This window comes from Cryobacterium levicorallinum, from assembly GCF_004402405.1.
Classification (GTDB): domain Bacteria; phylum Actinomycetota; class Actinomycetes; order Actinomycetales; family Microbacteriaceae; genus Cryobacterium; species Cryobacterium levicorallinum.
In genome coordinates, this window is record NZ_SOFE01000011.1 from 213941 (window position 1) to 234593 (window position 20653).

22 protein-coding genes are annotated in these 20653 nt (G+C 64.5%); 10 read left to right on the plus strand and 12 right to left on the minus strand.

Going from position 1 to position 20653, the window contains the following annotated elements; all coding sequences use genetic code 11:
• The first annotated feature begins 47 nt into the window (after positions 1–47).
• The 4 genes from E3O11_RS06405 to E3O11_RS06420 are packed head-to-tail and all read left to right on the plus strand — an operon-like array spanning position 48 to position 2724.
• Positions 48–1055: a sigma-70 family RNA polymerase sigma factor gene (locus E3O11_RS06405; protein ID WP_092448424.1), complete on the plus strand. Its 1008-nt coding sequence runs from the start codon at positions 48–50 to the stop codon at positions 1053–1055.
• A 42-nt stretch (positions 1056–1097) separates the two neighbouring features.
• Positions 1098–1430, plus strand: coding sequence for a DUF7882 family protein (locus tag E3O11_RS06410; RefSeq protein WP_092448425.1), 333 nt, complete (start codon positions 1098–1100; stop codon positions 1428–1430).
• Entirely contained in the window at positions 1427–1684 is a 258-nt protein-coding gene (locus E3O11_RS06415) for a hypothetical protein (protein WP_092448426.1), read from the plus strand. Before E3O11_RS06410 ends, E3O11_RS06415 begins: the two co-directional genes overlap by 4 nt.
• A 35-nt stretch (positions 1685–1719) precedes the next feature.
• Positions 1720–2724, plus strand: coding sequence for an o-succinylbenzoate synthase (locus tag E3O11_RS06420; protein ID WP_233194915.1), 1005 nt, complete (start codon positions 1720–1722; stop codon positions 2722–2724).
• Positions 2725–2808: 84 nt separating this feature from the next.
• Here E3O11_RS06420 and ccsB read toward each other — a convergent pair whose 3' ends face one another.
• The 5 genes from ccsB to E3O11_RS06445 all read right to left on the minus strand — a co-directional run bounded on the left by ccsB (position 2809) and on the right by E3O11_RS06445 (position 7583).
• The gene (gene ccsB, locus E3O11_RS06425; RefSeq protein ID WP_092448486.1) at positions 2809–3825 is read right to left on the minus strand and encodes a c-type cytochrome biogenesis protein CcsB; all 1017 of its coding nucleotides are present in this window, start codon (positions 3823–3825) and stop codon (positions 2809–2811) included.
• 69 nt (positions 3826–3894) lie between these two features.
• Positions 3895–5565 carry a cytochrome c biogenesis protein ResB gene (gene resB / locus E3O11_RS06430; RefSeq protein ID WP_092448427.1) on the minus strand — a complete coding sequence of 557 codons (1671 nt, stop codon included), beginning with the start codon at positions 5563–5565 and terminating at the stop codon, positions 3895–3897.
• A complete protein-coding gene (locus E3O11_RS06435) occupies positions 5549–6310 on the minus strand; it encodes a cytochrome c biogenesis CcdA family protein (RefSeq protein WP_092448428.1) in 762 nt (253 codons plus the stop codon). The genes resB and E3O11_RS06435 overlap by 17 nt, the downstream gene beginning before the upstream one ends.
• Positions 6307–6942 carry a TlpA family protein disulfide reductase gene (locus E3O11_RS06440; protein WP_092448429.1) on the minus strand — a complete coding sequence of 212 codons (636 nt, stop codon included), beginning with the start codon at positions 6940–6942 and terminating at the stop codon, positions 6307–6309. Before E3O11_RS06440 ends, E3O11_RS06435 begins: the two co-directional genes overlap by 4 nt.
• A complete protein-coding gene (locus E3O11_RS06445; RefSeq protein WP_092448430.1) occupies positions 6939–7583 on the minus strand; it encodes a histidine phosphatase family protein in 645 nt (214 codons plus the stop codon). Before E3O11_RS06445 ends, E3O11_RS06440 begins: the two co-directional genes overlap by 4 nt.
• A 167-nt stretch (positions 7584–7750) precedes the next feature.
• Between E3O11_RS06445 and aspS the strand changes: the two genes are divergently transcribed.
• The gene (gene aspS / locus E3O11_RS06450; RefSeq protein ID WP_092448431.1) at positions 7751–9079 is read left to right on the plus strand and encodes an aspartate--tRNA(Asn) ligase; all 1329 of its coding nucleotides are present in this window, start codon (positions 7751–7753) and stop codon (positions 9077–9079) included.
• A 7-nt stretch (positions 9080–9086) separates the two neighbouring features.
• Here the strand turns inward: aspS and E3O11_RS06455 are convergent, their stop codons facing one another.
• The 5 genes from E3O11_RS06455 to E3O11_RS06475 form a co-directional block, all read right to left on the minus strand.
• The gene (locus E3O11_RS06455) at positions 9087–9386 is read right to left on the minus strand and encodes a Dabb family protein (RefSeq protein WP_092448432.1); all 300 of its coding nucleotides are present in this window, start codon (positions 9384–9386) and stop codon (positions 9087–9089) included.
• A complete protein-coding gene (locus E3O11_RS06460; RefSeq protein WP_092448433.1) occupies positions 9383–9652 on the minus strand; it encodes a glutaredoxin family protein in 270 nt (89 codons plus the stop codon). The genes E3O11_RS06455 and E3O11_RS06460 overlap by 4 nt, the downstream gene beginning before the upstream one ends.
• A 46-nt stretch (positions 9653–9698) precedes the next feature.
• Positions 9699–11729, minus strand: a complete 2031-nt coding sequence (locus tag E3O11_RS06465) for an Ig-like domain-containing protein (RefSeq protein ID WP_166787512.1) — start codon at positions 11727–11729, stop codon at positions 9699–9701.
• 372 nt (positions 11730–12101) lie between these two features.
• Complete coding sequence (locus E3O11_RS06470; protein WP_003792170.1) at positions 12102–12200, minus strand: 30S ribosomal protein bS22; 99 nt, start codon at positions 12198–12200, stop codon at positions 12102–12104.
• A 132-nt stretch (positions 12201–12332) separates the two neighbouring features.
• Positions 12333–12788: an ArsR/SmtB family transcription factor gene (locus E3O11_RS06475; protein ID WP_092448435.1), complete on the minus strand. Its 456-nt coding sequence runs from the start codon at positions 12786–12788 to the stop codon at positions 12333–12335.
• A 413-nt stretch (positions 12789–13201) separates the two neighbouring features.
• Here E3O11_RS06475 and E3O11_RS06480 point away from each other — a divergent pair, with 413 nt between their 5' ends.
• The 3 genes from E3O11_RS06480 to E3O11_RS06490 all read left to right on the plus strand — a co-directional run bounded on the left by E3O11_RS06480 (position 13202) and on the right by E3O11_RS06490 (position 17188).
• Entirely contained in the window at positions 13202–14521 is a 1320-nt protein-coding gene (locus E3O11_RS06480) for a TrkH family potassium uptake protein (RefSeq protein ID WP_233194913.1), read from the plus strand.
• 210 nt (positions 14522–14731) lie between these two features.
• Positions 14732–15403, plus strand: a complete 672-nt coding sequence (locus E3O11_RS06485) for a potassium channel family protein (protein ID WP_092448437.1) — start codon at positions 14732–14734, stop codon at positions 15401–15403.
• Positions 15404–15559: 156 nt separating this feature from the next.
• On the plus strand, positions 15560–17188 hold the full coding sequence (locus E3O11_RS06490) for a chromosome partitioning protein (protein WP_241990996.1): 1629 nt from the start codon (positions 15560–15562) through the stop codon (positions 17186–17188).
• A 3-nt stretch (positions 17189–17191) separates the two neighbouring features.
• Here the strand turns inward: E3O11_RS06490 and proC are convergent, their stop codons facing one another.
• A complete protein-coding gene (proC, locus tag E3O11_RS06495; protein WP_092448438.1) occupies positions 17192–18040 on the minus strand; it encodes a pyrroline-5-carboxylate reductase in 849 nt (282 codons plus the stop codon).
• A gap of 92 nt (positions 18041–18132) precedes the next feature.
• Here proC and E3O11_RS06500 point away from each other — a divergent pair, with 92 nt between their 5' ends.
• On the plus strand, positions 18133–19095 hold the full coding sequence (locus tag E3O11_RS06500) for a cation diffusion facilitator family transporter (protein ID WP_092448439.1): 963 nt from the start codon (positions 18133–18135) through the stop codon (positions 19093–19095).
• A gap of 3 nt (positions 19096–19098) precedes the next feature.
• Here E3O11_RS06500 and tadA read toward each other — a convergent pair whose 3' ends face one another.
• Positions 19099–19575: a tRNA adenosine(34) deaminase TadA gene (tadA, locus tag E3O11_RS06505; RefSeq protein ID WP_206750280.1), complete on the minus strand. Its 477-nt coding sequence runs from the start codon at positions 19573–19575 to the stop codon at positions 19099–19101.
• A 34-nt stretch (positions 19576–19609) separates the two neighbouring features.
• Between tadA and upp the strand changes: the two genes are divergently transcribed.
• Positions 19610–20242: a uracil phosphoribosyltransferase gene (gene upp, locus E3O11_RS06510; RefSeq protein WP_092448441.1), complete on the plus strand. Its 633-nt coding sequence runs from the start codon at positions 19610–19612 to the stop codon at positions 20240–20242.
• Positions 20243–20653 lie beyond the last annotated feature (411 nt).

A 20653-nucleotide genomic window follows, 5' to 3' on the forward strand; every position in this document is an offset into this window, starting at 1 on the left:
GCCATGAATATCACAGACAGCAGCAGCCAGTGCGGGGGCAAGCGCTCATGACGACGACTGTTGAGAGAAACACCAACGCCGCTTCGCTGCCGCGCCCGGCAGCGAATGCCGCGCCGCGCCGCGCCGCGGCATCGGCCAGCTACAGCGCCGCATCAACGGATGCCTTCGGCGATTACCTGCGCCGCATCGGCAAGGGGACTCTGCTCAACGCCGAGCAGGAGGTTGATCTGGCGCGCCGCATCGAGGTGGGTCTGTTCGCTGAGGCTCGACTGCTGCGGGACGGCGATGCCATCCCGCGCGATTCGGTGGAGCATCGGGACCTGGCCTGGCTCGGGCAAGACGGGCGCCGCGCCAAGAACCAGTTCATCGAGGCCAACCTGCGCTTGGTCGTCAGCATCGCCAAACACTATTCCGGTCGCGGGGTGCCCATCATGGACCTCGTTCAGGACGGCAATATGGGTCTGGTGCGTGCGGTCGAAAAGTATGACTTCATGACCGGCTACAAGTTCTCCACCTACGCCACCTGGTGGATCCGCCAGGCCATCCACCGCGGCATGGCCGACAAATCGCGCATGATCCGCATCCCGGTGCACACGGCCGAGAAGCTGAATAAGATCAAGCGGATCCGTCGTGATCTCACGAGCGTGCTCGACCGCGACCCGACAGCACGCGAGATCGGTGAGGCCGCGCAGCTTCCAGTGCGCGATGTGCTGCGGCTGCTGCAGTACGACAACGAACCGATCTCCCTGCACACCCCGGTCGGTGATGGCGCCGGCGATATGGCTGAACTCATCATCGACGACGACTTGCCCCAGCCCGACGAGCACGCCACCCTGACCCTGCGTGCCGCGGACATCCGCTTCTTTCTGGAAACACTGCCGCCCCGAGAACGCTCCATTCTGCGGGCCCGGTTCGGCCTCGACGGCAACGAGCCCCGTACCCTCGACCAGATCGCCCACATCGAGGGCGTCACCCGGGAACGCGTGCGGCAAATCGAGAAACGCGCCCTGGCTCTTCTGCACGTGCCCCGGCTGGAGCACTACCTGCGCGACTAGCGGGGTCAGGATCAACCGAATGCACGCGAGCTGGAGCGAGACATGGGAAAGCTGACCTACGACTCGATCCTCACCGCGGACTTCGACGATCGAGTTCTGGCGCATATCCAGGTGGTCGTCGGAGCCAAGCTTCGGCGCGGCGAATCGTTCTATTTCACCTGGCGCGATGACCCGCAGGCGGGCAACGGGCGGAGCACCATCTGGCTGCACCCCGGCATCCCAATCGCATACAAATATTTCGGCAGCCGCTCCCCCACCCTGAACCGCGAGTGGATCGAGGCGCTCATGGCCACGGCCAACTCCTCCGGCGGCCTGCAAATCGTTCCAGAACCTCGCTCCCCGTTCGCGCCACTGAGCTCGAAGGACGAACCATGAACCGCATCGACATCGTCTATGGCGGCAAGCCCTATTCCCTCGGCGGCCGTTCGGTCGAGTCGATCCAGGTGGAGATCGACGGCGCCATCGCTGCCGGGCTGCCGTACTGGTTGCGGGTAAACAGCGGGGAGGGCCGGTTCGAAGACGCCTATCTGCTCATCGCCCCCGGAATCGCGGTCGCCCTGGTCAATGTCAAGCCGAACGGCATCGACCACGATCATGAGGGGGATGACCTCTATCAGGATTCGCTCTGACCAACTACCCAGCCGGAGGCTGCCAGACTGGATCCATGATGACCTCACTGGATGCCACGGTCCCCCCCTTGGAAGAGCTTCTCGGTTCCGCGCACGTCGTCTCCCTGAAACTGTTCGACCGGTTTCGAGGCCTGGACAGCCGGGAAGCGCTGCTGTTCGAGGGGCCGCAGGGCTGGACGGAGTTTTCTCCCTTCGTCGAATACGACGACGCTGAGGCAGTCAACTGGCTGCGGGCCGCGATTGATTTCGGCTGGCAGGACTCGCCGCACCCGCTGCGCACGAGCATTCCGGTCAACGCCACCGTGCCCGCCGTCTCCGCCGACAAGGTCGCCGAAGTGCTCGCCCGTTTTCCCGGCTGCCGCACAGCCAAGGTGAAGGTGGCCAGCCCCGATCAGACTCTGGCCGACGATGTCGCCCGGGTCGCCGAGGTGCGCCGCGTGCTCGGCCCGGAGGGACGCATCCGGATCGATGCGAACGGACTGTGGAACGTGGATGAGGCTGAGCATGCCATTCACGCCCTGAGCGCCTTTGATCTCGAATACGTCGAGCAGCCCTGCCTGACCGTGCCGGAACTGGCTGAGATTCGCCAGCGCACGACCTACCTGAGCGTGCCGATCGCCGCCGACGAGAGCGTGCGCAAGAGCAGCGACCCACTCGCCGTGGCGAGGGCCGGCGCCGCCGACATCCTGGTGATCAAGGCGCAGCCACTCGGCGGCATTCGCGCCGCCCTGTCGATCATCGGCCAGACCGGCCTTCCGGTCGTCGTCTCCAGCGCCCTCGACACCTCGGTCGGGCTGTCCATGGGCGCCCACCTGGCCGCATCCGTTCCCGGCTTGTACTTCGACTGCGGGCTGGGCACGGCCTCGCTGCTGGCCGAGGACGTCACGACCCACCCTCTGCTCCCGGTCGACGGCGCGATTCCGGTGCGCCGGGTCGCCCCCGACCCTGCTCTGCTTACGCAGCACGCGGCCAGTCCGGAGCGCCGTGACTGGTGGCTGGCGCGCCTCGCGCACACCCACGCGCTCCTCGCCGCCGGATAGCGCGCAACCGAATGGCGAAAGCGGGTGAAAGGTTGATTCAGACGGGCTGAAGCAACCGTTTACCCGCTTTCGAATGACTGCAGGCTACAGGCCGGAGTAGGCGTGCAGGCCCTTGAAGAACACGTTGACGATGCCGAAGTTGAACATGACGGCGCTGAAGCCGATGATCGACAGCCAGGCCGAGCGTGATCCGCGCCAGCCGCGGGTCGCACGGGCGTGGATGTAGCCGGCGTAGATGACCCAGATGATGAAAGTCCAGACCTCTTTGGTGTCCCAGCCCCAGTAGCGGCCCCAGGCCTGTTCGGCCCAGATCGAGCCGGCCATCAGGGTGAAGGTCCACAAAATGAAGCCGACGATATTGATGCGGTAGGACAGATTCTCCAGCGTCACTGACGACGGCAGCGTGGCCAGAAAACGCAGGCGCAGAGCGGATGCGATCGCCCCGCGCGGCGCGGCAGCTCCCTCGAGCACGTGGTTCTCCCGCCGCGACTGCAACAGCTGAACGGTCGACAGGGCGAAACCGAGCGCGAACATTCCGGTGCCGAGGGACGCCACGAAAACGTGGATCACCAGCCAGGCCGACTGCAGCGCCGGCGGCAGCGGGGCGACCTCGACGTAGAACTGCAGGGCGGCAATTCCGAGCAGCACGAGCACGAGGCCGGTGACGAAGGTTCCCAGAAAACGCAGGTCCGAGCGCACCAGCACGAGCAGAAACACCGTCATGATGAGCAGGGTTCCGGTCATGGCGAATTCGTACATGTTCGCCCACGGCACCCGGTCGGCGGCGAAACCGCGCATAACGGTTGCCACGAGGTGCAGTGCCCAGGCGAGCACGGTGAGCGAGACGCCCACTCGTAGGCTCGACGAGCGACCGTAGGGCATGGCCGCATCGTTGTCCATCCGCGCGCTGAGGCGGGACAGCACCGGCCGTTTCAGGGCCGGTCGCTCAAGGGTGCGGGTACCGCCAGCGGATGCTGCGGCGCCGGCCGAAGCAGCGGCATCCGTTTCCACCAGGTCGGCCGCCTCGATCACGCCGACCGCGCTCGAGCGGCGGGCGAGGTCGATCGCGAAGGCGATGAAAGCGAGGGCGTAGACGCCCATCGCCGAATACAGCGCGTAGAGCGAGTACGAGTTGAGCAGTGCGGGGTCAGTCAGATTCACGATCTAAGCCTAAGTCGTTTCGGGGGTGGCGACGATGGGTTGGTGGGACTTGAGCAGTTTCAGATGTCGGTCGGCCAGGGCCGTGACGGCGCTGCCGAGGGCTGGGTCGTCACCACGGGCGAGGCCGGCATATTCGAGGTGAACCGTTCCATCGGCACGCGTGGTCGCCTTCACCCAGACTCGGCGACGCGGCACGAGCAGTCCGGTGAACAGGCCGAACAGCACGAGTGCGGAGAAGGAGATCAGCCAGATCTGGGTCGGATCGTGGTGAATGTCGAAGCTGGCAAAGCGCGGAACCGACTGCTTGAGATCGCCGGCAGCCGAGGCTGCCGGGTCGTTGTCGATGAAGCTGACCGTGCCGAGGTCATTCGGCAGCTCGGTGGACTCGCCCGGCTTGAGTTCGATCGAGTCGACACCGGTGGAGCCGCCGTTCTGCTGGGTCAGATCGTCGGTGACGAGGGCATAAACGGATGTCGGTACGCCGTCATCGAGACCGAGGTCGCCGGTGTACACGTTCAGGGTGAGCAGCGGATACTCGAGGTCGGGGTAGCTGGAGAAGTTCGCCCCGGACTCGGCCTTGTCCTGGGTGGGATAGAAGAAACCGATCATGCCGAGCTGTTCGGCCAGACCGTCTGGCACCTTGACGATACCGAGCGAGGTGAGGTTGGCGTCCTGCGGCAGAAACGGTACCGAATCGGAGAACACCACGGTGCCGTCGGGGGCCGTGACCTGAATGGTCGGTGCGTAGCCGTTGCCGAGCAGGTAGATGCTCGTGCCATTCGTGCGCAGCGGCCCATTGACCTTAACCACGCTGGGCTCCGCTTCTGCGCCCTTGGGAGTAACGGTCACGTCGGCGGTGAAGTCGATCGGCTGGCCGTAGGCCTGCAGGTTGAGCTGCTCGTAGGCCACCGCGAAGTCGTCGAGGCTCAGGGTGTAGGGGTCGAGGGTTCCGTCGTCGAAGAAACGTCCAGGGTTGAAGGAGTCGTACGCGAGCAGAGTGTTCACGAAAGTCTGGCCTTCGACCAGCACGCGCTGGCCGCTGAAGCCGTAGCCGCCGCCGAATCCGACGGTGACCAGAACGCCTACCAGGGCGCCGTGAAAGATCAGGTTCCCGGTCTCGCGCAGGTAGCCGCGTTCGGCCGAGACCGATGACTCCCCCTCAGCCTCGAACCGAGCGACGCGGTAGCCGCTGGATTTCAGAAGGGTGCGGGCGTGGGTGATGGCGGCGGAGGCATCCGTTTCAGCCGGCGCGTCATGCTCGATGAAACCCGACAGGCGGGAGAGCCGGGCCGGAGTGGTCGGCGGCTTCGCGCGCAGGGCCAGAAAATGGTGTTTGGTGCGCGGAATGACGCAGCCGATGAGCGAGATAAACAGCAGCAGGTAGATCGCCGAGAACCAGGCCGAGGTGTACACGTCGAAGGCTTGCAGCTGGTCGAGGACCGGTGCCAGGTCGGGGTTGTCGGCAAAGTACTGGGTGACGCCGTTCGGGTCTGAGCTGCGCTGCGGCACTAGCGATCCGGGAATGGCGGCGATGGCGAGCATCAGCAGCAGAAACAGGGCGGTGCGCATACTCGTGAGCTGACGCCAGAACCAGCGCAGCCAGCCGGTCAGGCCGAGCTTGGGCTGCACGACCCCCGGTGTCTGCGGGCGGGAATCGTAGTGGTCAGATGGCCGGGACAAAGCTGCCAATCACCCCTTGCAGGTCGAGGAGCCAGGCATTCCAGATGCCGGTCACCATGAGGACTCCGATAACGACGAGCAAAACGCCGCCGAACAGGTTGATGGCACGTATATGCCGTTTCAGGAATGCGACCGATCCGGTGGCCCAGTTGAGGCCGAGGGCGATCAACAGGAACGGAATACCGAGGCCGAGGGAATAGAACAACGCGAGCAGACCGCCCTGCCAGGGTGAGCCGGTGCCAAGGCTGAGGGAGTTGATGGCGGTGAGGGTCGGGCCGGTGCACGGCGTCCAGCCGACCGCGAACACCGCGCCGAGCAGGGGCGCTCCGGCCAGGCCCATCTTGGGGCGCCAACTGGTTTTGATGGTGCGCTGCATCGCACCGAACTGGCCGACGAAGACCAGGCCGAGCAGAATGACCACGACGCCGGCGATCCGGGTGATCAGGTCGCGGTAGGAGTTGAGCCAGAATCCGGCCGCGCCGAAAACGACGCCAGTGAGCACGAACACCACGGTGAAGCCGAGCACGAACAGGCCGACCCCGGCCAGCAGCCGGTTGCGGCCGCGCCGATCCCGTTTGGAGGTTCCGGTGCGCCCGTCGGTGAAGCCGCCGATGTAGGCGAGGTAGCCGGGTACGAGCGGCAAAATGCACGGGGAGGCGAACGACACCAGCCCGGCCAGGAGCGCGATGGGAATAGCGAAGAGCAGCTGCCCGCTGAAGACGATCTCTCCGAAGGGATTGTTCACTCGCCGGTGCCGCTATCAATGATCGCGCCAGTCTCCGCGATCGTGTCGCGAATCAGGGTTTCCAGAATGGAGGGCGAGGTGACCTGGCCGAGAATGCGGGCGGCAACCCGGCCTTCGGCGTCGAGCACGAGTGTGGTGGGCACCGCGTTCGGCGGGATGCTGCCGCTGAAGGCGAGCTGCATGGCGCCGGTGTCGACGTCGAGCACCGAGGGGTACGTCACGCTGTAGGTCTCGTTGAACGCGATCGCGTTCGGCGCCTGGTCCCGCACGTTGACTCCGAGAAAACTCGCGCCCTCATTTTCGAATTGCGCGTTGATGCTTTGCAGATCGGATGCCTCGGCCCGGCACGGCGCGCAGCTCGCGTACCAGAAATTGACGACCAGAACCTCGCCAAGCTTGTCGGCGCTGGTGACTGTTTCACCGGTCTCGGTCACGCCGGAGAACTCGATGGCCTCGCCGCGGCTTTCGAGGGGGATCTCGGTGACGCTGCCGTCGCCGGCGATGAAGCCCTTGCTCGAGCCCTCGCGGTACTGCTCGGCGAGCGGGTCAGAGGAGCAGCCGGCGAGCAACAATGCGGCTGCGGCGAGACCGGCCAACAGCGGGGCGACCCGGCGACTCTTCACGCGGCTCATACGGCACCCACGTCGTTGCTCGGATCGAGAAGTGCTGCGGCCGGGCTGGCATAACCGGTTTCAGCGAAGTGGTCGCCGCGCCAGGACAGCGTCGTGATGCTCGACAGATCGCACCGCCGGTTGCGCGGGTCGTGGGCGAGTCGTTCATGGGCGAGGGAGCGGTGCACCATCCAGATCGGCAGCTGGTGGCTGACCAGCACAACATCGCCCTCGTCGACCGAGTTCCAGGCGTCATCGATCGCCGCGAGCATCCGCTTCGAGACAGCCCGAAACGGTTCGCCCCAGCTCGGCCGGAGCGGGTTGACCAAAGCCGGCCAGTTGCGGGGGTCGCGCAGCGCGCCGTCTGAACCGCGCATCCGCTTGCCTTCGAATGCGTTGGTCGGTTCGATAATGCGTTCCTCGCTGTCGACCGGCAGCCCAAAGGCGGCGGCGATCGGTGCGGCCGATTCCTGCGCTCGCTGCAGCGGCGAGGCGATCACGCGCACAACCGGGCGGCCGCGCTCGACCAGTTCGGCGGCGGCGGTGGCGGCCATGAGCACACCCTGCTCGGACAACCGGTAGTTCGGCAGCCGTCCGTAGAGCACGCGTTCGGGGTTAAAGACCTCACCGTGACGCACGAGATGCACTTGACTGGCTACCACCCGACTAGTCTACGGAGGCCCCAGCCTTGAAACCGCCGTGAGAGCGCTCAGACGTCAACGATGCTGATGCTCCGGGCGAGGTCATCCACGATCGGCAGCAACTTCAATACTTCTACACCGGGCTCCCCTCGGCGGGGACCTTGGGCGGCTCCGGCTAAGCTCGAACAGTGACTTCGCGCGTATTAATCAAGAACCTGTCCGCTCTCGACGACGGCCCCGTATCGGTGTCCGGTTGGGTCGATACCGTTCGAGACCAGAAAAAAGTGCAATTCGTCGTACTGCGCGACGAATCCGGCGCCGTGCAGCTGGTCAATCCCCGCACAACGGATGCCGATGGCCAGGTCGTCGCCGACGAGCCGGCGACCAGTATCTCGGGTCTCGCCCAGGGCACCTTCGTGACGGTGACCGGTGCGCTCAAGCACGACGAGCGGGTCAAGCTCGGCGGCATCGAAATCAAGCTGGCCACCCTCACCGTCGTGTCGGCCGCCATCCCCGAGACGCCGATCGCGGCCGACTCGAGCCTCGACAAGCGCATGGACTGGCGCTTCCTCGACCTGCGCAACCCGAAGCAGAACCTCATCTTCCGCATTCAGACCACGTTCGAGCACGCGCTGCGCACGTACTGGATCGAGCACGACTTCATCGAGCTGCACACCCCCAAACTCATGGCCAGCGCGAGCGAGAGTCGCGCCGAACTGTTCGAGGTGGGCTACTTCGAGACGAAGGCGTACCTCGCGCAGAGCCCGCAGTTCTTCAAGCAGATGGCGCAGTCGGCCGGCTTCGGCAAGATCTTCGAGGTCGGCCCGGCATTCCGCGCCGACCCCTCGTTCACGAGCCGCCACGCCACCGAGTTCACCAGTGTTGACTCCGAGATCAGCTGGATCAACAGCCACGACGACGTCATGCAGCTGCACGAAAACCTCATGGTCGCCGGCTTCACCGCCGTCAAGGCCCGGCACGGCGACGAGGTCAAGGCCCTGTTCGACGTCGAGGTGACCGTTCCGAGCACGCCGTTCCCGCGCATCCCGCTGGCCGAGGCCAAGGAGATCGTGAAGAGCCGCGGCTACGAGGTTCCCCGCGACGACGACGACATGGACCCGGAGGGCGAGCGCCAGATCGCCGCCTACGTGGCCGAGAAGTACGGACACGAATTCGTGTTCCTCACCGACTACGCCTCGAGCATTCGCCCGTTTTATCACATGCGTCACGAGGGCGACGCGTCGATTACCAAGAGCTACGACCTCATCTTCAACGGCACCGAGATCTCGACCGGAGCCCAGCGCGAGCACCGCATCGAGGTACTCGAAGCGCAGGCGATCGAGAAGGGCCTCGACCCGAAGGAGATTGAGGGCTACCTGGACTTCTTCCGCTACGGCGTACCCTCGCACGGAGGGTTCGGCATGGGCCTCGCGCGCGTACTGATGCTCATGCTGCACCAGGCGTCGATTCGCGAGGTCACCTACCTGTTCCGCGGCCCGACCCGCCTCGAGCCGTAAGGATCAACTAGACCTCGAGGTCGACCGCCAGGCGGTCGGCGACGACGGTACGGATGAACGCACCAGCCTTCTTGTGCTCCGGGTGCTTCTGGTAGCGGTCGAGGGCCTCGAGGTCGTCGAAGTCGGCGATCAGCGCGACGTCCCAGTTCTCGTTGCCGGCAACATCCGGCCCCACCGTCAACGCGCGAATCTCGGGCACAACCCCGACGAGGGCGTTCAAGTCGGCAGCGATCTGGGCCGCGTCGTCGGCCTTCTTGCGCGGGGTGAGAGCGCTGAGTTTCCAGCAGACGATGTGACGAATGGTCATGAGACCTCCAGTAGGGCGGTGCGCAGGCGCACCGGATCGATGCGCCAGTAATTGTGCACCTGGCCGTTAATGAGGAGCACCGGGATGTCCTCCAGGTAGAGGTCGTGCAACTCGGCGTCATCGAGAATGGAACGTTCCTCGAGCGTGATAGTGAGGGCCGATGCGTCATCGGCGAGCTTGGCCACAACGCTGCCGACCACGTCGCGTGCGTCGTCGCAGAGGTGACAACCGGGCTTGCCGATCAGGGTGAGGTGTGCGGTGGGCATGGGTCTAGCCTACGAGGCCGCGGTTACTCGACTAGACCATGCTCTGTTAGATGGAACTACCGGTTCGGAACGTCCAGGTTTTCGTTGCAAGGGGGTTGCCGGCCGCATCCCGCACCGCACTGGTACCGCCCGTAATCGTCACCCGGTACAGCGTGTTGGACGCGAGCGTCACGGAGGGATTGATCGTGAGAACTTTCGTCGTCGAATTGAAGTTCCTCACTGCCGTAATAACCGTGCCGGTCGAAGCATTCGTCAATTTTACCGTTGACGAACTCACGCCGATGATCGCTTCGCTGAAGGTCGCCGTCGCGTTGGCGGTACGGCTAACGGATGTCGCCCCCGATGCCGGGCTGACACTGGTAATAGTGGGTACCGGCCCCGACGTGAACGACCAGGAGGTGGGCACTAACGGGTTGCCGACGGCGTCCAGCAGGCCAGACACGTTGACCGAGAAGAGTCTGTCGGCGCCGAGGGTGGCTGTGGGGTTGAGGGTCGCCGTGCGGGTTGTCGCGTCATACGTGACGGCCGCTGGCACGAGCGTCGTTCCCGTCTTCATCGTGATCGTGGTCGTCGAAACCTTCGTCACCGGCTCACTGAAGGTGACCGTGACGTTGGCGGTCCGGCTGATTGCGCGGGCATCCGTTCTGGGGACCGCCGCGATGATCGTGGGTGCCGGACCCGACTGAAACGACCAGCTCGTGCCGGCGATCACGTTGCCGGCAATGTCACGCACACCGGTCACGGTCACGGTATAGAGCGTGTCCGCTGCGAGGGTCGACGACGGGTTGAGCGTGGCGACGTTTGTCCCCGAGGCGTAGGTCACGGCCGCAGCTACCGTTGCCGTTTGGGAGCGCAGTGAGAACGAGCTCGCCGTCACATTGATGACCGGTTCGCTAAACGTCGCCGAGATGTTCGCCGTCTGGCTGATCGACCGTGCATTGACGACCGGCACCCGGCTAGTCACGGTCGGCGGGGTGACGTCGCTGTTCCCCAGCGAGACGTCGCTGTTCCCCGGCGAGACGTAGAGCAGATAGTTGCTCGTTGACCGAGCGTCGAAGACCACCCCCTGCGTTGCCTGTGCGGAAAGAAAGTCGTCGATTTGCGCGGGAGTTGACGACGCGCTGACCTGTAGGTACCGCGCTACGGCACCAGCAACATGGGGCGCTGCCATGGATGTACCGCTCATCAGCGTACTGTCAGTATCCGACCCGATGAAGCTGGAGCGAACCCCGCTACCGGGGGCAAACAGGTCGACGCACTCCCCGAAATTGGAGTAGCTCGACCGGTAGTCGCCCTCGTCGGTTGCGCCGACGGTGATCGCCGCGGGCGTCTCGGCCGGAGAGGCGGTACCGCACGAGTCCTGCGACCTGTTGCCCGCAGCGACGACGACCGGCACGCCGGCTGCCGAGGCGTTTTCCACTGCCTCGTCCAGCAGGGCGTTGGACTCGCCGCCGCCGCTAATGTTAATGACCGAGGGGCCTGACCGGTAGGTAACGACCCAGTCAACGGCAGCGATCAGGTCCGAGACGTAGCCGCTCCCTCCGCAGTCGAAGACGCGGAGGGCGACCATGCTCACGGACTTCGCAATACCGTAGGTCGTACCGCCAATGGTGCCGCTGACATGCGTGCCGTGGCCGTTGCAATCGCCGGCGTCGCTGTCATCATCGACGAAGTCATAGCCGCTCGTCGCACGGCCACCGAACTCGGTGTGGGTAAGCCGGATTCCCGAGTCGATCACATAGACCGTCACGCCAGCCCCTGACGTTCCGTAGTCGTAGGTGCCAGAAAGAGCCGAAGAACGCTGGTCGATGCGGTCTAGTCCCCATGGGGCATCCGGCTGCAAGGTGTCGATGTGAGTTGCGGTATCCAGCTCGACCCGCTCGACCAGGGGGCTGCTGCGCAAGTGCGCGATTTGGGCCGCGGTGAGCTTGGCCGAGAAACCAGCGAATGCCGCGCGGTAGCGGTTGTCAATCCTGACGCCCGCCCGGCTCTGAGCCTCGGCGAGGGCGACGCCGGCAGCGGATGACGCCGCCTGCACGATCACTGATTGGCGGGGATCAGCGGGATCCGCAGCCATGGCAGCGCCTTGCGCGCTCACCGCGAGCGTGGCGGCCGCGCTGGCCGCTTGTGCCGTGAAAGTGCTGGCAGGCAGTATAATCCCAGCAAGCACCAGCAGCGGGATGATTATGGCAGCAGTACATCGACGCAAGAGCGCCGAGGGAGCGTGGTTCACGGGTGTAGCCTCTCGGACGCTAACGCCCACGTTTTCCATCAATAGTGATGCCGCGCACCATGGCACCGCCACCCCCATTCGGGGTAATGGCACATCGACGCTATGCTACCGGTGCAACGCGCAGGAACACTCCTCCGCCCAGCCGTCTCTCAGGCAAGCAAAAAGCGCCAGTCCCGAAGGGCTAGCGCTTTGCTCACAGAACAACGAGGAGTCGTTCTACTTCTTATTACGACGCTGGTGGCGAGTCTTGCGAAGCAGCTTGCGGTGCTTCTTCTTCGCCATACGCTTGCGTCGCTTCTTAATTACAGAACCCACACGGACCTCACAAGTATTGGTTTAGTCGCGGGGCCCGCGACTGACACGAAAACACCATTCTATCGGACAAAACGCTCTCCAACTACTCAACCGTCGGATCGGGCCGGTCGTGGGAACGCGAAACGCCCGATTTCAACCGTTTCTGCGCCACTTCTTCGCGGTCGCATCCTTGACCACCTGGGACATCTGCGAGGCGTCGGCGAAAGCCTTGCCGATGGCCGAGGCGAAGGCGCGCTGCTCGTCTTTCAACCCCTCACCCTCCAGATCGGCGGTCTTGACGGCCTGATCGAAGTCGACGCTGAGGAACGGGATCAGCCAATCCTCGATCTCCTCGAGCGGCGAATATTCCAGTCGGTAGAAGCGGTGTTGCCCGTCTTCGCGCACGGTGACCAGACCGGCTTCACGCAGCACCTTGAGGTGCTTGGAGACAGTCGGCTGGCTCAGCCCGAGATGACCGACGATGTCGGACACGCTCAGTTCGCTGCGCCCCGCGCTCCCGGGCTCGCCGGCGGGATCAGCCCGCTCCAAGAGGATGCGCAAAATGTCGCGTCGCGCCGAGTCTGCCACCACGGTGAAGATGTCTGCCATACCCTCAGGGTAGTCATTCGTACTGGGTAAAAACCACCGCTGGGTAGTACCATGTCAAACTGGCACAGGTCGCAGGTCAATCGGGGGTTCTTGGTGTTGTCGAGAACCGGGACAGGGCCGTCCCTCCCCCACCCACTCTCTATTTTGGTGCGCATCCGGGACCGCGTGAGGGCGTTATTGTTCACACACGGTATTAATGAGCTTGCCCTGATCGATATCGTTGGCAGTTGCGCACCAAGGTCACGACTCTCGGACCGATGGCGGGCCGGATCGATACCTGCGGCTTAATTTAGTCATTAGAGTGTCGACGAGTTTGGTCAGCGACCCTCATCGTCGAGCGGAGAATCCCCATGCACCACGCCCACTCCGAACCAAGTCAAACGCAGGAGCCTCGGTCCCTGATCCGCGAGTTCGTGAAGCGTTCGCCCTCCCGGGCCGCAGCACTCATCTTCGTCGCGGCCGCTCTTTTCTTCGCCATCGTCTTGTCTCTTCCGATCGCTGCGGCAGATGGGAACCGGACGCCCCTGCCCGATGCCATTTTCACCGCCGTCTCGGCCGTGACAGTGACGGGCCTGACGACGCTGGACACAGCAACTCACTGGTCTTTCTTCGGACAGGCGATGATTCTGCTCGCTATCCAGATTGGTGGGCTCGGCATTGTCACGATTGCCTTGCTCCTGGCGCGGGCGGTTACTCGGCACCTGGGCCTCGGCGACAAGGTCTTCGTTCAGCAGAGCCTCGGCACGTCGAGGCTCGGTGAGGTCGGCAGTCTGCTTCGCACCGTGGTGCTGACCACGCTAGCGATCGAAGCGGCACTCGTGGCAGTCCTGATCCCACGGTTCGTGATGATCGAAGACAACTGGTGGGAAGGCGTCTGGCACGGACTCTTCTACGGAATCTCCTCGTTCAACAACGCCGGCTTCGTCTCGCATGCGGGCGGCCTCGGCCAGTTCGATGGCGACTACTGGATTCTGACCCCGATCATGATTGGAGTATTCGTCGGAAGTTTCGGCTTCCCCGTGTATCTGACCTTGATCCAACACAAGTGGAATAGAAAGCGCTGGACCCTGCACACCAAGCTAACCCTCGGCACGACCACACTTCTGCTCATCGCCGGAGCGGTTGCCTGGGGAGCCATGGAATGGGGAAATGAACGGTCAATCGAACACCTCAGCATCCCGGACAAGCTCTTCCACGCCTTATTCGCCTCGACCATGATGCGTTCCGGCGGATTCGCCATCACGGACACGAGCGAATCGAACCCGATCACCCTCCTCATGACGGACGCATTGATGTTTGTCGGTGGCGGATCCGCATCGACTGCGGGAGGCATCAAAGTGGTCACGCTCGCGGTCCTCTTCCTCGCCATCGTCGCGGAAGCGCGTGGCGATAGGCGCGTCATGATCGGCGGACGGACGATTCCCGACGGCACCCTGCGGCTCGCCATCAGTGTCACATTCCTAGGCGCCACGCTCGTGCTCGTGGCGACCGGGCTCATCATGATGATCAGCGATGAGCCGCTGGATCGCATCCTCTTCGAAGTTATCTCCGCTTTCGCTACCTGCGGCCTGTCTGTTGGGCTCAGCGAAGAGCTGCACCCGGCGGGAAAATACGTGCTTAGCCTCCTCATGCTGGCCGGCCGGATTGGCCCGATCGGTCTGGCTGCTGCCCTTGCGCTCAAACAACGCAATGTTCTCTACTCGCTCCCGGAAGAACGCCCGATCATTGGGTAGTCCGTTCAGTCAGGCAACTTTGGCCAGGCTCGCTGGCCGTCGAACCGCTCGATCGCCCTGTTGATTTTCGGCGTGGTGGTTTACCGGAAGGCGTGTACGTGATGGCGGCCACGATGTTCATGGGCCGGGTTGGTACAGTGATTCTCGCGGCAGCATTGGCCGCAAGGCAGAGCAGGCAACTGTTCAAACACCCAAAAGAGAGGCCCATCGTTGGTTGATCGCATCAAACACGACGCTCCCGTACTGATCGTCGGGCTCGGGCGTTTCGGTGCTGCCACAGCCGGCCAGCTCGACCGTCTCGGCCGCGAAGTGCTCGTGGTCGACACGAGTGAGGCGCTGGTGCAGAAATGGTCGGAGCGAGTCACCCACGCTGTGCAAGCGGATGCCCGCTCCCTCGAGGCGCTGCAGCAAATCGGCGCCCAGGACTTCTCCATCGCCGTCTGCGCAACCGGTGCCTCGGTCGAAGCGAGCGTGCTCATCGTGGCGAACCTGGTTGACCTGAAGATCCCGCAGATCTGGGCCAAGGCCATTTCCAAGTCACACGGCAAGATCCTCGAACGCATCGGCGCTAACCACGTGATCTACCCCGAGGCCGAGGCCGGGGAACGCGTTGCCCACCTCGTGTCGGGTCGCATGCTCGACTTCATCGAGTTTGATGATGACTTCGCCCTCGTGAAAATGTACCCGCCGAAGCAGATCCGCGGCCTCAACCTGGTTGACTCCGGCGTGCGTCGCAAGTACAACGTCACGGTGGTCGGCGTGAAGAGTCCGGGAAAGCCGTTCACCTATGCCACCGCTGAGACGGTGGTCTCCAACCACGACCTCATCATCGTGTCGGGCGCCGAAGCCGACATCGAGCGGTTCGCGGCGCTCGGATCTTAGCCGATCCGCATCCGTTCTGGCGGAATGCACCCGGATTCGGTGAATAATCCTCCAATTCGTGGACGGCGACCGGCTATTCTCCTACTACGGATATAACTCGTCGCAGCTCGGCGAGGCTGCCTGTGGCGTCATGTCCGAGGACGGAAAGGCTCATCCATGTCACGAAACGTTCCCGCGCTCCCCGATACCGTTGCGCCCGAGGCCGGATTCACGGTGCCTGACACCACCGCTGACATCATCGCCGAAGTGCAAACCGATACGACGGGCGAGGTCACCATCAACGGCGCAACGCGCACGGTGACCGGCAACGATGAGGCCGGCGTGCGCGAGGAGATCATCGGTCTCGTCGTCGAGACTGCCCGCACCCGCGGGCAGTCTGTGCTGCTGCAGGTCAGCGACGAGCAGGGCGACTGGCCGCTGACGGTGCACCCGAACGGACGCGTCGAGTCCGCCGGACCGGTCGTCGTCGGGCGGCATCCCAAGCCCGCGCACACCGTGCCGCTCCCCGTGCAGAACAATTCGCCGCGGCCTGCCGTGCCGATCGAAGCGGATGCGCGCACCCCGTTTGCTGCGCTGCTGCAGCCGCCCGCCGCAGAAGCCGCCGCCGATGAACCCGACGATGAACCCGTCAGCCTGTTCGAATCCCTGCTCGCTCCTCTGGCTGTTGCCGTGGAGCCGCGGGCATCCGTCGGCGGAGCAGAGCGGACACCGTCGCTGCCAGTCGCGTCAGCGCCGGTCACATCGGTGCCGGTCACATCGGTGCCGGTCACATCGGTGCCGGTCACATCACGTCCAGCCACCTCGCCATTCGTTACCTCGCCCGCTGCCGCGGCCGCCGCGACATCGACCACCGTCCCGCCCAACCTCGCCGATTTTCTGAGCTCGCGGCCGCCGGCACCGACCGGTCCGGCCGAGCACGGCTGGCAGGGCGCCATGCGCCGCCTCACCGGCGGGCTGGTCTCGCTCGCGCCGAGTCCCACCGAGCAGATGCAGCGCAGCGCCATCAGCGCCGTGCAGCGCAGTCTGAACGGCCCCCGCACGATCGTGGTCCTCAACCCCAAGGGCGGGGCGCACAAAACAACCGCAACGCTGCTCATTGCGGCAACGTTCGGCATCTATCGCGGCGGCTATACCCTCGCCTGGGACAACAACGAGACCATGGGAACCCTGGGCGTACGCGCCCAGGCCGCTCGGCACACCAATACGGCCGTCGATCTGCTGCGCGACCTGGATCGCTTCGGTGATGCTCGCTCCCGGGTGGGCGACCTCGACAACTATGTACGGTCGCAGGGCGACGCCCAGTTCGATGCACTCGCCTCCGACCTCGATCCGGCTGGAGCGGCGAGCATCGACGATGTCGCATTCCGCAAACTGCATACAACGCTCAGCCGCTTCTACCGGGTGCTCGTCATCGACACCGGCAACAACATGCGGGCCAGTAACTGGGAGGCGGCCGTGGAGACCTCCGACCAGCTCGTGATCGTCTCGACCATCCGCGAGGACACCGGTTACGGTGCAGCCTCGCTGCTCGACGGCCTGCGCCAGAAGGGGCACGCCGACAAGGTCGCCCAGGCGGTGACCGTACTCGCTTCACCGTCGAAGACCGCGGATGAGCAGTTGTCCGCGCGCCTGCACGACCACTTTCGCCAGCTCACCCGCACCGTCGTCGACGTTCCCTACGACGCTTCGCTGGTCGGCGGCGGACCGCTCAACGTCGACGCGCTGGCGCCCCGCACCCGCTCAGCCTGGCTGCAGGCGACGGCCGCCATCGCCGAGGGGCTGTAGGCGCTAGGAGGCGGCGAGTTCCTTCGCACGCGCCAGGGCGGCATCCGTTGCGGTGTCGAAGAGTTCCTTGAGGCCACCCTTTTCGAGCTCCCAGACGGCGCGCTCGGTGGTGCCGGCCGGACTTGTGACCAGGCGGCGCAGTTCGCTCGGCGACTTGTCCGAAACGGCGAGCAGCGAGCTCGCACCGAGGAAGGTTCCGTTGACCATGATGGCCGCTTCTTCGGGCGTGAACCCCTTGGCGATGGCCGTTTCGGTGAGCTGCTCGATCAGGTAGAACACGTACGCGGGGCCGGAGCCGCTGATGGTACTGAGGGCGTCGAGCTTGCTCTCGGGAACGAGCAGAACGTCGCCGACGGTCGCGAACAGGGCACGGGTGAGTTCGAGGTCAGCGTCGGTCGATCGGGTGCCAGCGCTGATGCCGGTGACGGCCATGCCGACGACGGCGGGCGTGTTCGGCATGGTGCGGATGACGTGCACGGTGCTGGGCAGCAGCGATTCGAAGGTGTCGATGGTGACGCCGGCCGCAACGCTCAGCACGAGCGTGCCGGGAGCGAGCGACGTGCCGATTTCCGCCAGCAGATCGGCGACCATGTACGGCTTGACGGCGATGATGACGATCTGGGCGCCGTCGATGGCTTTGAGGTTCGCGTCAGCGTCGATTTCGGTCGCGTAGGCGGTGACACCGTCGGTGTCGGCCAGCTCGGCGGCCTTGACCGCGGTGCGGTTGGTGACGCGAATACCGCCCTCAACGGTGACACCGGGCTTCAGCAGGCCGGCCAGAATGGCGCGAGCCATGGAGCCGGCGCCGAGGAAGGCGATCGTGGGCAGAGTCACATTCGGGGAAGAAGTCATCCGATCAGTCTACTTTTTCCGTCATCGAGGTGCCCAAAACGCCCCACCTGAGCGCAGCCTCCGCCAGCTGGCGCCGGTTCTAAGATGATCCCATGAGCGCATCGGGCGGAAACAAGGCAATCGTGGCGGCCTTCGCGGCCAATCTGGGCATTGCCATCACCAAGTTCGTGGCCTGGGCTTTTTCCGGCTCCTCCTCGATGCTGGCGGAGGCGGTGCACTCGGTAGCGGATGCCGGCAACCAGTTGCTCCTGCTGCTCGGTGGTCGCAAGGCGAAAAAGCGGGCCGACCTGGAGCATCCGTTCGGCTATGGGCGCGAACGCTACGTCTACGCCTTCGTGGTGTCGATCATCCTGTTCTCGATCGGCGGTGTGTTCTCGCTCTATGAGGGTTTCGACAAGCTGCAGCACCCGCATCCGCTCGAAAATGTCTGGCTACCGATTCTGGTGCTCACTATCGCCATGGTCCTCGAAGGCTATTCGCTGCGCACCGCGATTCGGGAATCGAACCATGTGCGAGGGAAGCAGAGCTGGGTGCAGTTCGTGCGGCACGCGAAGGCGCCCGAGCTGCCCGTCGTACTGCTCGAAGATGTCGCGGCGCTCACCGGCCTGGCCTTCGCCTTCGTGGGTGTCGGCCTGACCATCATTACCGACGAGCCGATCTGGGATGCGATCGGCACGCTCGCCATTGGCGCGCTGCTCGTGCTCGTCGCGATCATTCTCGGCATTGAAACCAAGAGCCTGCTGGTCGGCGAAGGCGCCAGCAGGAGAGATCTCGATGCCATCGAGGCGGCCATTCTCGACGGCCCGGAGACCAGGCGCATCATTCACCTCAAGACCCTCTATCTCGGCCCGGACGAGATTCTGGTCGGCGCCAAACTCGCCTTTGACGGCGACCACCGCTTTACCGACGTCGCCGCGAATATCAACGCCGTGGAGACCCGCATTCGAGCCGCCGTGCCGTTGGCCCGCACCATCTATCTCGAGCCGGATATCTACTTCGACCCGAACCTGGCCGACCCGCCGACCGACAGCTTCGTGATCAAGGGACTCGAGTAGGACTCAGCGCCGGCTTCTGCGCGCCGGATCCTCGAAGAATTCCCGCAGAATGGTGCCGCACTCGACCTCGTTGACGCCAGCGAAGACCTCGACCCGGTGGTTGAGTCGGCGGTCGCGCAGCACGTCGTAGACCGACCCGGCCGCTCCCGCTTTTTCATCCCAGGCGCCGAAGACGACCGTGGGCAGCCGGGCGGCGAGGATGGCGCCGGAGCACATGACGCAGGGTTCGAGCGTGACGATCAGGGTGCATTCGGTCAGGTGCCAGTCCCCGGTGTGCGCGGCGGCCTGGCGAATGGCGACGACCTCGGCGTGCAGGGTGGGGTCCTGGTGCAGTTCGCGCTCGTTGCGGCCCCGGCCGATCACCTGGCCCGCGCTGTCGACGATGATGGCGCCGACTGGCACGTCGTCGGAAGCCAGGGCGGCGCGCGCCTCGGTCAGGGCCAGCAGCATCCACTCATCGTGTTGGTCTCGTGCACCCATGTCTCACCTCAACCCGTCTAGTAGAATCGAGCCTATGCGAGTCCACGTTGCCGACCACCCGCTCATCACGCACAAGCTCACCGTGCTCCGCGACAAGGACACGCCGTCGCCGCTGTTCCGATCGCTGGTCGAAGAGCTCATGACGCTGCTCGCCTATGAAGGTACGCGCGGCGTACGGGTGGAAGCCGTGACCGTGCAGACCCCCGTATCGGCGGCGCAGGGCGTGCGGATCAGCGACCCGAAGCCGCTCGTCGTGCCGATTCTGCGCGCCGGCCTGGGAATGCTGGAAGGTATGGTCAAGCTGTTGCCGACCGCCGAGGTCGGTTTTCTCGGAATGGCCCGCAACGAAGAGACGCTGCAGCCGACGACCTACGCCGAACGCCTGCCCGACGATCTGTCGGATCGGCAGTGTTTCGTACTCGACCCGATGCTCGCCACCGGCGGCTCGCTCATCGCCGCGATCAACTTTTTATTCGACCGCGGCGCGGTCGACGTGACGGCCATTTGCATTCTGGCGGCCCCGGAAGGCCTCGCCGCCGTCGAGACGGCACTGGCCGGCCGCGAAGTGACGATCGTGCTGGGCGCCGTCGACGAGAAGCTGAACGAGCTGGGCTACATCGTGCCCGGCCTCGGTGATGCGGGCGACCGCTTGTACGGCCTGGTCTGATTTCATGCAGGTCCTGCGACCGACGACACGCTAGGCCCGGGTCACATCAATAATCTTTGATCAATCCACGTTTCGTCATGCAATATTTCACAAAGACGTGATTTTGCACGGAATCGCCTAAACGGGCAGCACGCTGCGAACGTGTTGCACGTCATTCGGTGACTTACCGCGACGCCAAATTGACACGCGGCGTCACATTCCGCTTTACTCACAGTTATGACAACCAGCGCACGCCCCCTGACCTCCCTCGAGGCCCCCGGGACTGCCGCCAGGATGATGGCCGGCACCCCCGCCATCCGCTGTTGCCGAATGTGCCGCTAACCGCGACTTTCCCCCTCGCGTTCACTGCCTGACAGTTCAGGCTGACGCCCCGAATGCTTTTCGATGCATTCGCCTTCCGGCCCCACGGGC